The 12,761-nt window shown below is 42.8% G+C and carries 14 protein-coding genes, 2 tRNA genes and 1 pseudogene; 13 read left to right on the forward strand and 4 right to left on the reverse strand.

The annotated features are described in order from the left end of the window. Window positions 1-22 precede the first annotated feature (22 nt). From SC79_RS16775 to tsaD, 7 genes are all read left to right on the forward strand, one after another. Window positions 23-99 (forward strand) — tRNA-Met (locus tag SC79_RS16775). A 61-nt stretch (window positions 100-160) separates the two neighbouring features. Further along, a tRNA-Asp gene (locus SC79_RS16780) sits at window positions 161-237 on the forward strand. A gap of 180 nt (window positions 238-417) precedes the next feature. Next, on the forward strand, window positions 418-1,395 hold the full coding sequence (thiL, locus tag SC79_RS16785) for a thiamine-phosphate kinase (RefSeq protein ID WP_039076041.1): 978 nt from the start codon (window positions 418-420) through the stop codon (window positions 1,393-1,395). Between the two features lie 14 nt (window positions 1,396-1,409). After that, window positions 1,410-1,886: a tRNA (adenosine(37)-N6)-threonylcarbamoyltransferase complex ATPase subunit type 1 TsaE gene (gene tsaE, locus SC79_RS16790; RefSeq protein WP_039076042.1), complete on the forward strand. Its 477-nt coding sequence runs from the start codon at window positions 1,410-1,412 to the stop codon at window positions 1,884-1,886. Continuing rightward, a complete protein-coding gene (gene tsaB, locus SC79_RS16795; protein WP_010327791.1) occupies window positions 1,867-2,556 on the forward strand; it encodes a tRNA (adenosine(37)-N6)-threonylcarbamoyltransferase complex dimerization subunit type 1 TsaB in 690 nt (229 codons plus the stop codon). Before tsaE ends, tsaB begins: the two co-directional genes overlap by 20 nt. A 9-nt stretch (window positions 2,557-2,565) precedes the next feature. Further along, window positions 2,566-3,021 (forward strand): ribosomal protein S18-alanine N-acetyltransferase, encoded by a 456-nt coding sequence (gene rimI, locus SC79_RS16800; protein WP_039076043.1) that lies wholly within the window; start codon window positions 2,566-2,568, stop codon window positions 3,019-3,021. Further along, window positions 3,014-4,054: a tRNA (adenosine(37)-N6)-threonylcarbamoyltransferase complex transferase subunit TsaD gene (tsaD, locus tag SC79_RS16805; RefSeq protein ID WP_039076044.1), complete on the forward strand. Its 1,041-nt coding sequence runs from the start codon at window positions 3,014-3,016 to the stop codon at window positions 4,052-4,054. Before rimI ends, tsaD begins: the two co-directional genes overlap by 8 nt. A gap of 226 nt (window positions 4,055-4,280) precedes the next feature. Here tsaD and SC79_RS16810 read toward each other — a convergent pair whose 3' ends face one another. Further along, window positions 4,281-6,209 (reverse strand): ABC transporter ATP-binding protein, encoded by a 1,929-nt coding sequence (locus tag SC79_RS16810; protein WP_039076045.1) that lies wholly within the window; start codon window positions 6,207-6,209, stop codon window positions 4,281-4,283. A 125-nt stretch (window positions 6,210-6,334) separates the two neighbouring features. Here SC79_RS16810 and moaC point away from each other — a divergent pair, with 125 nt between their 5' ends. The 4 genes from moaC to tatC are packed head-to-tail and all read left to right on the forward strand — an operon-like array spanning window position 6,335 to window position 8,457. Then, the gene (gene moaC, locus SC79_RS16815) at window positions 6,335-6,847 is read left to right on the forward strand and encodes a cyclic pyranopterin monophosphate synthase MoaC (RefSeq protein ID WP_039076046.1); all 513 of its coding nucleotides are present in this window, start codon (window positions 6,335-6,337) and stop codon (window positions 6,845-6,847) included. Continuing rightward, complete coding sequence (locus tag SC79_RS16820; protein WP_039076047.1) at window positions 6,844-7,491, forward strand: redox-sensing transcriptional repressor Rex; 648 nt, start codon at window positions 6,844-6,846, stop codon at window positions 7,489-7,491. The genes moaC and SC79_RS16820 overlap by 4 nt, the downstream gene beginning before the upstream one ends. A 21-nt stretch (window positions 7,492-7,512) precedes the next feature. Then, window positions 7,513-7,686 (forward strand): sec-independent protein translocase protein TatAY, encoded by a 174-nt coding sequence (tatAY, locus tag SC79_RS16825; protein ID WP_010327785.1) that lies wholly within the window; start codon window positions 7,513-7,515, stop codon window positions 7,684-7,686. A gap of 6 nt (window positions 7,687-7,692) precedes the next feature. Further along, window positions 7,693-8,457 (forward strand): twin-arginine translocase subunit TatC, encoded by a 765-nt coding sequence (gene tatC, locus SC79_RS16830; RefSeq protein ID WP_082022808.1) that lies wholly within the window; start codon window positions 7,693-7,695, stop codon window positions 8,455-8,457. 230 nt (window positions 8,458-8,687) lie between these two features. Here the strand turns inward: tatC and SC79_RS16835 are convergent, their stop codons facing one another. Both SC79_RS16835 and SC79_RS16840 read right to left on the reverse strand, forming a co-directional pair. Further along, the gene (locus SC79_RS16835; protein WP_003225680.1) at window positions 8,688-8,879 is read right to left on the reverse strand and encodes a YdiK family protein; all 192 of its coding nucleotides are present in this window, start codon (window positions 8,877-8,879) and stop codon (window positions 8,688-8,690) included. Next, window positions 8,876-9,610: a CPBP family intramembrane glutamic endopeptidase gene (locus SC79_RS16840; RefSeq protein ID WP_039076049.1), complete on the reverse strand. Its 735-nt coding sequence runs from the start codon at window positions 9,608-9,610 to the stop codon at window positions 8,876-8,878. Before SC79_RS16840 ends, SC79_RS16835 begins: the two co-directional genes overlap by 4 nt. 238 nt (window positions 9,611-9,848) lie before the next feature. Between SC79_RS16840 and groES the strand changes: the two genes are divergently transcribed. Together groES and groL are read left to right on the forward strand one after the other, a co-directional pair. Beyond that, the gene (gene groES / locus SC79_RS16845) at window positions 9,849-10,133 is read left to right on the forward strand and encodes a co-chaperone GroES (RefSeq protein ID WP_003155970.1); all 285 of its coding nucleotides are present in this window, start codon (window positions 9,849-9,851) and stop codon (window positions 10,131-10,133) included. A gap of 46 nt (window positions 10,134-10,179) precedes the next feature. Then, window positions 10,180-11,817, forward strand: a complete 1,638-nt coding sequence (gene groL, locus SC79_RS16850; RefSeq protein WP_010327782.1) for a chaperonin GroEL — start codon at window positions 10,180-10,182, stop codon at window positions 11,815-11,817. Between the two features lie 261 nt (window positions 11,818-12,078). On the opposite strand, the pseudogene SC79_RS16855 reads toward groL, so the two are convergent. Next, a pseudogene (locus tag SC79_RS16855) lies at window positions 12,079-12,562 on the reverse strand (T7SS effector LXG polymorphic toxin); the annotation flags it as partial. Window positions 12,563-12,761: the final 199 nt, after the last annotated feature.

Raw genomic sequence — 12,761 nt, forward strand, 5'->3', positions numbered from 1 at the left:
TTGTATCATAAATTATTATCATCGCGGGGTGGAGCAGTTCGGTAGCTCGTCGGGCTCATAACCCGAAGGTCGCAGGTTCAAATCCTGCCCCCGCAACCAAAATATATGAATGACATAAGGAGTGCCCGAAGGGTGCAACCAAAATAATTCATTTTAATATGGTCCGGTAGTTCAGTTGGTTAGAATGCCTGCCTGTCACGCAGGAGGTCGCGGGTTCGAGTCCCGTCCGGACCGCCATTTTTTGTAAACGAAACGATCATGTTTTCGTTTTTTTGTGTTTTCTTTTACGGTAGCTTCTGCTTGGTGTCATAGCCAAGCTTTCTTTTATATTGGCAACATCTTGGATATTACAGCAAAATTCGATACACTAAGAAGAGTACATATAGGCATAAGCAGGTTGAAAGGGGGTTTTGGTTCATGGATGAATTTGATTTAATACATAGCATTACTCCGCGGACCATTCACCACTCTTCCGTTGATGTAGGAATTGGTGATGATGCAGCGCTCTACACTGCGAAACACGGCGTTCAGGAAATTGTTTGTGTTGATACTATGGTGGAAGATGTACATTTCAAATTACACTATTCCTCTCCTAAAGATATCGGATATAAGGCATTAGCGGTTAATATAAGTGATATTGCCGCGATGGGCGGCATTCCTAAATTTTATTTGGTATCACTTGCGGTACCTTCGAAATGGACGGAATCTGAAATCAAGGCAATGTATGAAGGAATGAATGAACTGGCGAAACTATATCATATGGATTTAATTGGCGGCGATACAGTCTCTACCTCTGACAAATTAGTTGTTACAGTCACTGTAATCGGGGAAGTTGAAAAGGGACAGGCATGTTTGCGCAGCTTGGCAAGACCCAACGATGTTGTGTTTGTAACCGGTGAAATCGGTTCTTCTGCAGCGGGACTTTCTTTGTTGTCAGAAGAGACTGATCCTCAAAATGCAGTTATTGAAGCCAGTTACTTTATCAACAGGCATAAACGGCCTCAGCCGAGAGTAAACATCGGCAGATTATGCTCGAATGTTCAGCGTGCGGCTTTAAATGATATCAGTGACGGATTAGCTAGCGAATTACATGAGATTGCGGAAGCCAGCTGTGTTTCAATTGAAATTGATGAACGTATGCTTCCAGTCCATTCTGACTTGCCTAAGCTCCATCCTCACTGGAAAGAATGGGCTTTGTTTGGCGGGGAGGATTTTGAGCTGACAGGAACGGTTTCAAAGGAGGAATGGGAATTGTTGAAGCAAGAGTGTGAAACACGTCAACTGCCCATTACAAAGATTGGTCATGTCATAGAAAAAACTGAATCCAATGTGATCCTAAAAACAGATAAAACATCAGTGATCTTAGAAAAAAAAGGATATAATCATTTTAAATAAGATGGGTGACTCGTGTGAAGCAATTAAAGTGGAGAACTGTAAATCCTGAAGAAACAAAAGCAATTGCCAAGCTGACGGCATCGTTTGCTAAACCGGGAGACGTCCTGACATTAGAGGGCGATTTAGGAGCCGGAAAAACAACTTTTACGAAAGGTTTTGCAAAAGGACTTGGAATTACACGTGTTGTAAACAGTCCGACTTTTACAATTATAAAAGAATATAACGATGGCACACTTCCTCTTTATCATATGGATGTGTATAGAATGGAAGATGAAAGTGAAGATTTGGGACTTGATGAATATTTTCACGGACAAGGTGTCTGTCTCGTTGAATGGGCTCATTTAATTGAAGAACAGCTGCCGCAGGAGCGACTGCAAATTGTCATCAAAAGAGCTGGTGATGAAGAGCGGGAAATAACCTTTACTGCTGTCGGGGATCGGTATGAAATGCTTTGTGAGGAGATAAGTAGACATGACAATATTAGCAATTGACACATCAAATTATACGTTGGGCATTGCGCTGCTTCGAGAAGACACCGTCATAGCAGAACACATGACATACTTGAAAAAGAACCACTCTGTCAGAGCAATGCCTGCTGTTCATTCATTACTGAATGATTGTGATATGACACCACAGGATCTTTCTAAAATTGTTGTTGCAAAAGGCCCTGGTTCATACACAGGAGTCAGAATTGGTGTGACGCTCGCCAAAACCCTTGCCTGGTCTTTACACATACCGATTGCTGCTGTATCAAGCCTTGAGACGCTCGCGGCAAATGGACGGCATTTTGACGGTTTGATCAGCCCTATCTTTGATGCCAGGCGTGGACAGGTGTATACAGGACTGTATGAATATAAAAACGGGCTTTTGGAGCAAGTGGTTCCAGATCAAAATGTGATGCTGGCCGAATGGCTGGAGATGCTAAAAGAAAAGGATCGCCCTGTTTTGTTTTTAGGTCATGATACTTCTATTCATAAGCAGATGATAGAGGATGTGCTTGGAACTAAAGCGGTCATTGGCGCTGCGGCTCAACAAAATCCGCGTCCTTCAGAATTGGCTTTTCTAGGTGCGGAAAAGGAAGCAGAGGACGTTCACCGGCTTGTCCCGGATTACTTGCGGCTGGCAGAAGCGGAAGCGAAATGGATTGAAAGTCAAAAGTAGGGTGATAGGATGAAAACAAAAGCAGCCGTCAGAATCATGCGGCCTGATGATATTGATCACGTATACGAAATCGAAACATCCTCCTTTACGTCTCCTTGGACGAAGGATTCTTTTTATCATGAGCTGCTGGAAAATCCGTATGCTCATTATCTCGTGATTGAAAAGGACGGCCATGTTGCTGGGTATTGCGGCATTTGGATTGTGATGGACGATGCCCAAATTACAAATATCGCGATCAAGCCGGAGTATCGAGGCCAGTCTTTAGGAGAAACGCTTTTTCGCTCAGCGGTGGAACTGTGCAAAGAAAAAGATGCAAGGCGGCTTTCGCTTGAAGTGAGGGTTTCGAATCATCCTGCTCAAGGCTTATATAAAAAGTTCGGGATGCAGCCCGGCGGAATAAGAAAGAACTATTATACTGATAACGGGGAAGATGCGTTAATTATGTGGGTGACGATAAATGAGTGAGCAAAAAGAGACGTACGTATTAGGAATTGAAACAAGCTGTGATGAAACGGCGGCAGCTATCGTAAAAAACGGAAAAGAAATCATTTCAAACGTAGTGGCTTCTCAAATTGATAGCCATAAGCGTTTTGGAGGCGTTGTTCCGGAAATTGCGTCAAGACATCATGTTGAGCAAATTACTTTGGTCATAGAAGAGGCTTTTCGTAAAGCTGACATGACGTATAGTGAAATTGACGCGATTGCAGTTACTGAAGGCCCGGGACTTGTGGGAGCGCTTCTTATCGGAGTAAACGCTGCTAAAGCATTGAGCTTTGCGCATAACATTCCGTTAATTGGCGTCCATCATATAGCCGGTCATATATACGCGAATCGCCTTGTAGAAGACATCGTATTTCCAGCACTGGCTTTAGTCGTTTCAGGAGGCCATACAGAATTGGTCTATATGAAGGAACACGGATCATTTGACGTCATTGGGGAAACGCTCGATGATGCAGCAGGAGAAGCTTATGACAAAGTGGCGCGAACGATGGGACTGCCATATCCGGGCGGACCGCAAATTGACAAGCTTGCTGAAAAAGGAAATGACAATATTCCGCTTCCTCGCGCATGGCTCGAAGAAGGCTCATACAATTTTAGCTTCAGCGGGTTGAAGTCCGCGGTGATCAATACGCTTCATAATGTGTCCCAAAAAGGGCAGGAGATTGCTCCGGAAGATTTGTCTGCCAGTTTCCAAAATAGCGTGATTGATGTCTTAGTGACGAAAACGGCGCGTGCGGCAAAGGAATATGATGTGAAACAGGTCCTTTTAGCCGGTGGAGTAGCTGCAAACAGAGGACTCAGAGCTGCACTAGAAAAAGAATTTGCACAGCATGAAGGGATTGCGCTTGTCATTCCTCCGTTGGCATTGTGTACGGACAATGCTGCGATGATTGCTGCGGCTGGCACTATTGCATTTGAGAAGGGAATTCGCGGTGCATATGATATGAATGGCCAGCCTGGCCTTGAATTGACTTCTTATCAAAGTCTCACGACATAATGGAGTGAGGCTTTTTATTTGTTATTAACAGATAATTCTCAATTTATCCACATATCTGTTAGCAATTATGAAGATATCGATGGATAAAGGGTTGAGGACATTGTTAATAAAGTGGATGAATTCAGAAAATTTTGTGGATAATGTGTATAAAACGCTTACTTATTTGTTGTATAAGGTTATTTTCTGTGGATAAAAAGCACCTCTAAAAAGAGGTGCTTGACTTTTTTTAATCTTCTTCTGTGGATAGTTCTTCCCATTCGGATAAAAGAGTTTCCAGCTCCTGATTGAGCTTTTCGTTGTCAGCATGGATGGCTTGTACCTTTTCATGGTCTTGATAGACTTCCGGATCACATAGCAATTCATCATTGCGGCTGATGTTTTCTTCAATGGTTTGAACAGCGGTTTCAATTTCTTCAATGCGCCGCAGCCGTTGGCGTTCTTTCTTTTTCCATTCTTTTTCTTCTTCGTAGGAACGTTTGGAGTCAGACTTTATCGCAGCAGGCGTTTTTTCGGCTTCCTCTTGCTGATTCATTTTTTCCAGTTCAAGCTGTTCTGTTTTTTTCTCCGTATAATAATCGTAATCTCCCAGATACTCTTCTATATGGTTTGAAGAAAGCTCAAACACTCTTGTGGCGATTCTGTTAATAAAATATCTGTCATGTGAGACAAATAACAGTGTGCCTGGATAATCAATCAGCGCGTTTTCGAGGACTTCTTTGCTATCTAAGTCCAGATGGTTTGTCGGTTCATCAAGAATGAGAAAATTCGCTTTTTGAAGCATCAGCTTAGCAAGGGCCAATCTTGCTTTTTCACCCCCGCTTAATGAATGCACGGGTTTCAATACATCATCTCCGGAAAACAAGAAGTTTCCGAGACAAGTTCTGATTTCTTTCTCCGGAAGCCCCGGATACTCATCCCACAGTTCATCAAGGACACGTTTAGCGGAAGTCAGCTCAGCCTGCTCCTGGTCATAGTAGCCGACACTGACATTCGAGCCATATGAGATCGTACCTTGATCTGGCTTCAGGGTGTCCATTAATGTTTTCAGCAATGTCGACTTACCGATTCCATTAGGGCCGACAAGCGCAGCGCTTTCTCCTCTTGTGAGCATGAACGACACTTCTGTTAAAAGCGGGGGCTGGTTTTCATAGCTGATTGTGAGATCCTGAACACGCAAGACTTCGTTTCCGCTCTGTTTTGTAATATCAAAATGAAAGCTTGCGGATTTTTCATCGCCGAGCGGTTTTGACATGACGTCCATTCGCTCAAGCTGCTTTCTGCGGCTTTGCGCTCGTTTTGTGGTAGAAGCTCTCGCCAGATTTCGGTCTACGAAGTCTTGAAGCTTTGCGATTTCGTCCTGCTGCTTTTCATATACTTTCAGATCTTTTTCAAATTGCGCGGCTTTTTGGTCGAGATAAGCGCTGTAGTTGCCGTGATATTTTTTGCTTTCAGCTCTTGATACCTCGTACACTTGGTTTACCACTTTGTCCAAAAAGTAGCGGTCATGCGAAACGATCATAATGGCGCCTGAATAGCCTTGCAAATAATGTTCAAGCCAGGTTAGTGTGTCAATATCCAGATGGTTTGTCGGCTCATCGAGAATGAGCAAATCGGGCTGTGTTAATAGAAGCTTACCAAGGGCCAGCCTTGTTTTCTGGCCTCCGCTCAGGCTTTGGACCTGTGTAGAATCGTCAAAATGGCTGAAACCAAGGCCGTGCAGCACAGATCTGACATCCGCTTCATATTGATAGCCGCCTTTATCTTTGAATTCCTGTTGAAGCCGGTCATAGGTTTTCATAATGCTTTCCAATTCATTCGGATCTGCTGCCGCCATTTTTTCTTCCATCGTCCGCATTTCTTTTTCCATTGCTTTCAAGTGGTCAAAAACAGTCAGCAGCTCTTCTTTTATGGTAAGCTTAGAATCCAAGCCCGTATGCTGGGCGAGATATCCCATTGTCATATCTTTCGGTTTAATGATTTCGCCCTTTTCATACGATAGCTGCCCTGCGATAATTTTAAGCAGCGTGGATTTACCCGCGCCATTTCGACCAACAATGGCAATGCGATCACGATTTCTGACTTCCAGCTTTATATTGTTTAAAATAGTATCAGCACCAAATGATTTGGACAGCTGATTAACTTGTAAGATCATCATATTATTTCACCTCTGCTATAATAAGTTAAGTGTAGCTTATCAATCAGAAGTCAGCAAACAATACATTGGCCGAATAAGACATAGAGAAGAAAATAGTGTATGATCTTTTTAAGGAGAGTTTGAATATGAATGGATTTTCTCATTTTAATGAACAGGGACGAGCCCAGATGGTGGATATCAGCGAAAAATCTTCGACTGTCCGTACTGCGGCAGCTGTTTCAAGCGTACACATGAAGCATGAAGTGTACGAGAAAATACAAAGTCACGATATCGGTAAAGGAGATGTATTGGCTGTTTCGCAGGTGGCAGGCATTATGGCCGCAAAGCAAACGTCCAATATCATTCCGATGTGCCATCCGCTATCACTGAGCGGGGTAGATATATCGTTTGACTGGAAAATAGAAGAAACAGAAGTTATACTTCATATAAAAGCACAGGTCAAAACGAAAGGGAGTACAGGTGTGGAAATGGAAGCGCTCACTTCCGCATCGGTTTGCGCTCTTACTGTTTACGATATGTGCAAGGCTCTTGATAAAGGGATGGTCATCGGTCCTACTTTCTTGCTTGAAAAGACAGGCGGGAAGAACGGTGACTTTAAAAGAGAACTATCCGAGTATAATGTGGAGGACCAAAAATGAATAAGGATCAATCAAAAATTCCGCAGGCGACGGCAAAACGGCTGCCGCTCTACTATCGCTTTTTAAAGAACCTGCATGCGTCAGGAAAGCAGCGTGTATCTTCCGCTGAACTCAGTGATGCCGTAAAGGTTGATTCCGCCACGATTCGCAGGGATTTTTCCTATTTTGGAGCTCTTGGCAAAAAAGGATACGGATATAACGTGGATTATTTGCTGTCTTTTTTCCGCAAAACGCTTGATCAGGATGAAATGACAGATGTCATCTTGATTGGTGTCGGGAACTTGGGAACAGCATTTCTTCACTATAATTTCACAAAAAATAATAACACAAAAATTTCTATGGCTTTTGATATAAATGAGAGTAAAATAGGAACTGAGGTAGGCGGTGTGCCCGTCTATAATCTTAATGACCTTGAACAGTATGTAAAAGATGAATCAGTTGCCATTCTAACAGTGCCAGCAGTTGCCGCTCAGCCCATTACAGACAGATTAGTCGCGTTAGGGATAAAGGGTATTCTTAATTTTACGCCGGCCCGTTTGAATGTGCCGGAACACATTCGAATTCACCATATAGATTTAGCTGTAGAGCTTCAGTCACTTGTCTATTTCTTAAAGCATTATTCAGTTTTGGAGGAAATCGAATAGAGGGAAAGGAGGAGCCCACATATGCCGATCGGTCCTGGAAGCCTTGCTGTTATCGCAATCATTGCTTTGATTATCTTCGGTCCCAAAAAGCTGCCTGAACTGGGGAAAGCAGCTGGAGACACACTTCGTGAATTCAAAAACGCTACTAAAGGATTAACGAGTGATGAAGAGGAAAAGAAGAAAGAAGATCAGTAAGTAAGGATGACAAGAATGAAAGTGAATCAAATGTCGCTGCTGGAGCATATTGCTGAGCTTCGAAAACGATTGCTGGTTGTGGCGTTGGCCTTTGTCGTTTTCTTTATCGCAGGGTTTTTTTTAGCGAAGCCGATTATTGTATATCTGCAAGAAACAGATGAGGCGAAAGAGCTGACGCTTAACGCGTTTAACCTGACAGACCCGCTTTTTGTGTTTATGCAATTCGCTTTTATCATCGGAATTGTCCTGACCTCGCCGGTGATTCTGTATCAGCTTTGGGCTTTTGTGAGCCCGGGCCTCTATGAGAAAGAGCGAAAAGTGACGCTCAGCTACATTCCAATCTCTGTTTTGCTGTTTTTAGCGGGCTTATCCTTTTCATATTATATTTTATTTCCTTTTGTGGTTGATTTTATGAAGCGAATCTCTCAAGACTTGAATGTCAATCAGGTGATCGGAATTAATGAGTATTTTCACTTTCTCCTGCAGCTGACAATTCCGTTCGGCTTATTGTTTCAAATGCCGGTCATCCTCATGTTTTTGACCAGGCTTGGAATTGTGACTCCGATGTTCTTAGCGAAAGTCAGAAAGTATGCGTATTTTGTGCTGCTTGTGATCGCTGCCTTGATTACGCCTCCTGAGCTTTTGTCTCATATGATGGTCACTGTTCCGCTTTTGATCTTATATGAAATCAGTATTTTGATATCGAGGGCCGCTTATCGGAAAGCACAGAAAAGTGCTGCCGATCAGGACGTGTCTTCAGGGCAATCATAAAAATCCATTTCTCATGTGAGAAATGGATTCGGGCGTGTTGACAAACCCTCGCATTCGTTGTCAAGCCTGTGCGTTGGTGCTCACGAATTAAAACATTCGTTCCGCTCCAATGCTCGCCTTTCCTAGACTTCAAGGGTTCTCAATCACGCTGAAAAATGACAAAATCCTAAAACGAAAACCGTTTTAGGATTTAATTTCGAATCCATTTCTCTCCGAGAAATGGACTTTCTTTATTTCTGGTTCTTTTTGATTTTAAATGAAAAGGCGAACATCTTAAATGAAATGCTGATGTTGTAAGCGGCGAACACCATCAGCAGGATGGAGTAAAATGACCACATGCTGCCTGGCGAGCTTGCGGCAAGATAAGTAAAGATGCACCCTACGGCAAAATAGATCATTCCCCAAACGACCGGGTTTCTCATAGAAATAATCCTCCAATAATCAATTGCATTTGTGTGCTCTGCTGTTCAAGATACTTCTGAACAGGCTCAAGCTGCATGATAACGACAAACGTATTCATCATGACATGGGCGAAAATTGGCACCCATATCCGTTTTGTTCTCGCATACAAGAAGGCAAAGGTAAAGCCCATTGCTGTATAAAGAAGAAGGTGTTTCAAATCGGCGTGAACAATACCGAAAATAATCGAGCTGAGCAGTCCTGCAAAAAAGAAATTCGTTTTTTCATAAAGCGCGCCGAAAATGATTTTTCTGAAGATAATTTCTTCTAATATTGGCCCGACGATAGAAGAAACGATCATCATGAGCGGAACTGCCTGAATGACTTTCAGAATGGCTTGAGTATTTTCTGATTCTCTTCCAATGCCGAATACATAATATTCTATAGAGCCTGCTATTCCTTGAGAGAAAAGGGCAATGAAAAAACCGGCTATCGCCCACAGGATAGAAAGGTCAACAGAGTCTTTCCGGCCGTTTCGCAGTGTTGTTTTCGGAGCCGTTCTCAGAATGAGCAGAACGACAACAAGACAGGCGATAAAGCTGATGACGGACCATAATCCTTGTGCGTGCACCATATTCTCGTTGGTAGGCTGACCTCCGGCATAACCGAATTTATATAACAACGGAATCCCGATTAATGCGGAAAACTGCATGATGATATATGTCAAAATAATAAACCAATACTGTTTTCTCAAATGGTATGTACTCCTTTGTTAAATGGGTTTCATTCATCTACAGCTATTGTAACATAATCGGAACGGAGGGTGAAAAAGCTAAGGGATGAGGGGCTCGAAAAGAATCATGAAAGCGTGAAAATTTTTTATCTTATCACTTGAAATTGGAAGTGAGATTCTTTATTATAATAACTGTGTTAGCACTCTTTAGAGCTGAGTGCTAAAATTACATATTCATACTATTGAGGAGGTTATTACATTGTTAAAGCCATTAGGTGATCGCGTTGTCATTGAACTCGTAGAATCTGAAGAAAAAACTGCCAGCGGAATTGTGTTGCCGGATTCTGCAAAAGAAAAACCGCAAGAAGGCAAAATCGTGGCAGCTGGTTCAGGTCGCGTGTTAGAAAGCGGAGAGCGCGTTGCTTTAGAAGTAAAAGAGGGCGACCGCATTATCTTCTCAAAATACGCAGGTACTGAAGTGAAATACGAAGGTACTGAATACTTAATCTTACGTGAAAGCGACATTTTAGCTGTTATCGGCTAATTCTTAAATAAACAACTACTTAAAAATTCGAGGAGGTCTTGTAAACATGGCAAAAGATATTAAGTTTAGTGAAGAAGCTCGCCGCGCAATGCTTCGTGGTGTCGATGCACTTGCTGATGCTGTAAAAGTAACTTTAGGACCAAAAGGACGCAACGTGGTTCTAGAGAAAAAATTCGGTTCTCCGTTAATCACAAATGACGGTGTAACAATCGCAAAAGAAATCGAGCTTGAAGACGCGTTTGAAAACATGGGTGCTAAGCTTGTTGCTGAAGTAGCCAGCAAAACAAACGACGTTGCCGGTGACGGTACAACAACTGCGACAGTTCTTGCGCAAGCAATGATCCGTGAAGGCCTTAAAAACGTAACAGCGGGCGCTAACCCTGTAGGCGTGCGTAAAGGTATGGAACAAGCTGTAAACGTTGCGATCGAAAACCTGAAAGAAATCTCTAAACCGATCGAAGGCAAAGAGTCTATCGCTCAGGTTGCTGCGATCTCTGCTGCTGATGAGGAAGTCGGAAGCCTTATCGCTGAAGCAATGGAGCGCGTAGGAAACGACGGCGTGATCACAATCGAAGAGTCTAAAGGCTTCACAACTGAGCTTGAAGTTGTGGAAGGTATGCAATTCGACCGCGGATATGCGTCTCCTTACATGGTAACTGACTCTGATAAGATGGAAGCGGTTCTAGACAATCCTTACATCTTGATCACAGACAAAAAAATCACAAACATTCAAGAAATCCTTCCTGTGCTTGAGCAGGTTGTTCAGCAAGGCAAACCATTGCTTCTGATCGCTGAGGATGTTGAAGGCGAAGCGCTTGCAACACTTGTTGTGAACAAACTTCGCGGCACATTCAACGCAGTTGCTGTTAAAGCTCCTGGCTTCGGTGACCGCCGTAAAGCAATGCTTGAAGACATCGCTGTCCTTACTGGCGGAGAAGTCATCACAGAGGATCTTGGCCTTGACCTGAAATCGACTGAAATCACACAATTGGGACGCGCTTCTAAAGTTGTGGTTACAAAAGAAAACACAACAATCGTTGAAGGCTCTGGAGAATCAGACAAAATTTCTGCCCGCGTGACGCAAATCCGCGCTCAAGTGGAAGAAACAACTTCTGAATTCGACAGAGAAAAATTACAAGAGCGTCTTGCGAAACTTGCTGGCGGCGTAGCTGTCATCAAAGTCGGCGCTGCGACTGAAACTGAGCTGAAAGAGCGTAAACTTCGCATCGAAGACGCCCTGAACTCCACTCGCGCAGCTGTTGAAGAAGGCATCGTATCCGGTGGTGGTACAGCGCTTGTCAACGTATATAACAAAGTCGCTGCAGTTGAAGCTGAAGGCGATGCTCAAACAGGTATCAACATCGTGCTTCGCGCGCTTGAAGAGCCAATTCGTCAAATCGCGCACAATGCAGGTCTTGAAGGATCTGTCATCGTTGAGCGCCTGAAAAACGAAGAAATCGGCGTAGGCTTCAACGCTGCAACTGGCGAATGGGTAAACATGATTGAAAAAGGTATCGTTGACCCAACAAAAGTGACACGTTCTGCACTGCAAAACGCTGCGTCTGTAGCGGCTATGTTGTTAACAACTGAAGCGGTTGTCGCTGACAAGCCAGAAGAGAATGCCGGCGGCGGTGCTGGTATGCCTGATATGGGCGGCATGGGCGGTATGGGCGGCATGATGTAAAACCGACAAAAAACTCTTGTTAAACAAGGGTTTGTCGGCAACGGACGTCATTTTTGATGCCCATTTGGTGCCATTTATAGATTTTCGAGGCTTCTCATGAGTTCATTGAACTTGTGAGAGGCTTTTTTCTGTTTTTTGGGGCGTGTAATTAAATCTGCTTAATGTGTGCGGGCTTAGAGGACATTTATAGACTGAAAACAAAGCAAAAATTAAAGTGATATTGAAGAAATAAAAGGTCCCTTGAAATTATACCTTTTGGGTATATTCAGAAACAAGTGCTTCGTCCACGCTGTCTAGTTTATTGACTGTTTTTTTGCGATGGTTCTCCGAATCGGCGAGTTCATCTTTGAAGGTTTCTGTTGAGAACAAATCAAGCGGAAGAATATCGTCGATATCATGTAAAATATCTTTCATCGCTTTCTTCTGTTCAGACATAATCGATTTTGATTTGGTGTAGGCGTTAGCCAGCTCGTGTTCTAAGAAGGATTCTTCTATATATGCATCAGATAAGCTGGCGCCTGAAATGCTTGTCAAGAAAGCAATTCTCATATCAAGTAAGTCAATCCAATTGTCAGCTACACCTGCGTGGTCTTGATAAAATGCTTTAATGTTGACGGCGCCTTTATCCGAAAACTCGCCGTCATCTAAATTAGCTACAGCTTTAAAATTTGATTTCTTAATTCTTTGTATTCTTTTGTGGGTTTTCAGCTTCAAAAAGCAATGATTTAGCTTCAAATACCTTCATCATCATATCCTTTCATTTTTAGCTTTTTGGTTTAATAACAAACGAAATTTTACCATATAAAGAAAGCAAGAAATACAAAATATCCTTTTATTTGAAAAAAGAATTTCGAACGAAGCTAACCGAAAAAAAGTTTGCGGTTTTTTGCGGTTCCAAACACTTTTTAAAATGTTAGAATATTACATAAAAAGATATAAAAGGA

The sequence above is a fragment of the Bacillus sp. MSP13 genome (genome assembly GCF_000815295.1).
GTDB classification, from domain to species: domain Bacteria; phylum Bacillota; class Bacilli; order Bacillales; family Bacillaceae; genus Bacillus; species Bacillus vallismortis.

Coding starts and splice junctions, on each gene's coding strand:
- thiL (WP_039076041.1), top strand. CDS start 418: ATGGATGAATTTGATTTAATACATAGCATTACTCCGCGGACCATTCAC.
- tsaB (WP_010327791.1), top strand. CDS start 1,867: ATGACAATATTAGCAATTGACACATCAAATTATACGTTGGGCATTGCG.
- rimI (WP_039076043.1), top strand. CDS start 2,566: ATGAAAACAAAAGCAGCCGTCAGAATCATGCGGCCTGATGATATTGAT.
- tsaD (WP_039076044.1), top strand. CDS start 3,014: ATGAGTGAGCAAAAAGAGACGTACGTATTAGGAATTGAAACAAGCTGT.
- SC79_RS16810 (WP_039076045.1), bottom strand. CDS start 6,209: ATGATGATCTTACAAGTTAATCAGCTGTCCAAATCATTTGGTGCTGAT.
- moaC (WP_039076046.1), top strand. CDS start 6,335: ATGAATGGATTTTCTCATTTTAATGAACAGGGACGAGCCCAGATGGTG.
- SC79_RS16820 (WP_039076047.1), top strand. CDS start 6,844: ATGAATAAGGATCAATCAAAAATTCCGCAGGCGACGGCAAAACGGCTG.
- tatAY (WP_010327785.1), top strand. CDS start 7,513: ATGCCGATCGGTCCTGGAAGCCTTGCTGTTATCGCAATCATTGCTTTG.
- tatC (WP_082022808.1), top strand. CDS start 7,693: ATGACAAGAATGAAAGTGAATCAAATGTCGCTGCTGGAGCATATTGCT.
- SC79_RS16835 (WP_003225680.1), bottom strand. CDS start 8,879: ATGAGAAACCCGGTCGTTTGGGGAATGATCTATTTTGCCGTAGGGTGC.
- groL (WP_010327782.1), top strand. CDS start 10,180: ATGGCAAAAGATATTAAGTTTAGTGAAGAAGCTCGCCGCGCAATGCTT.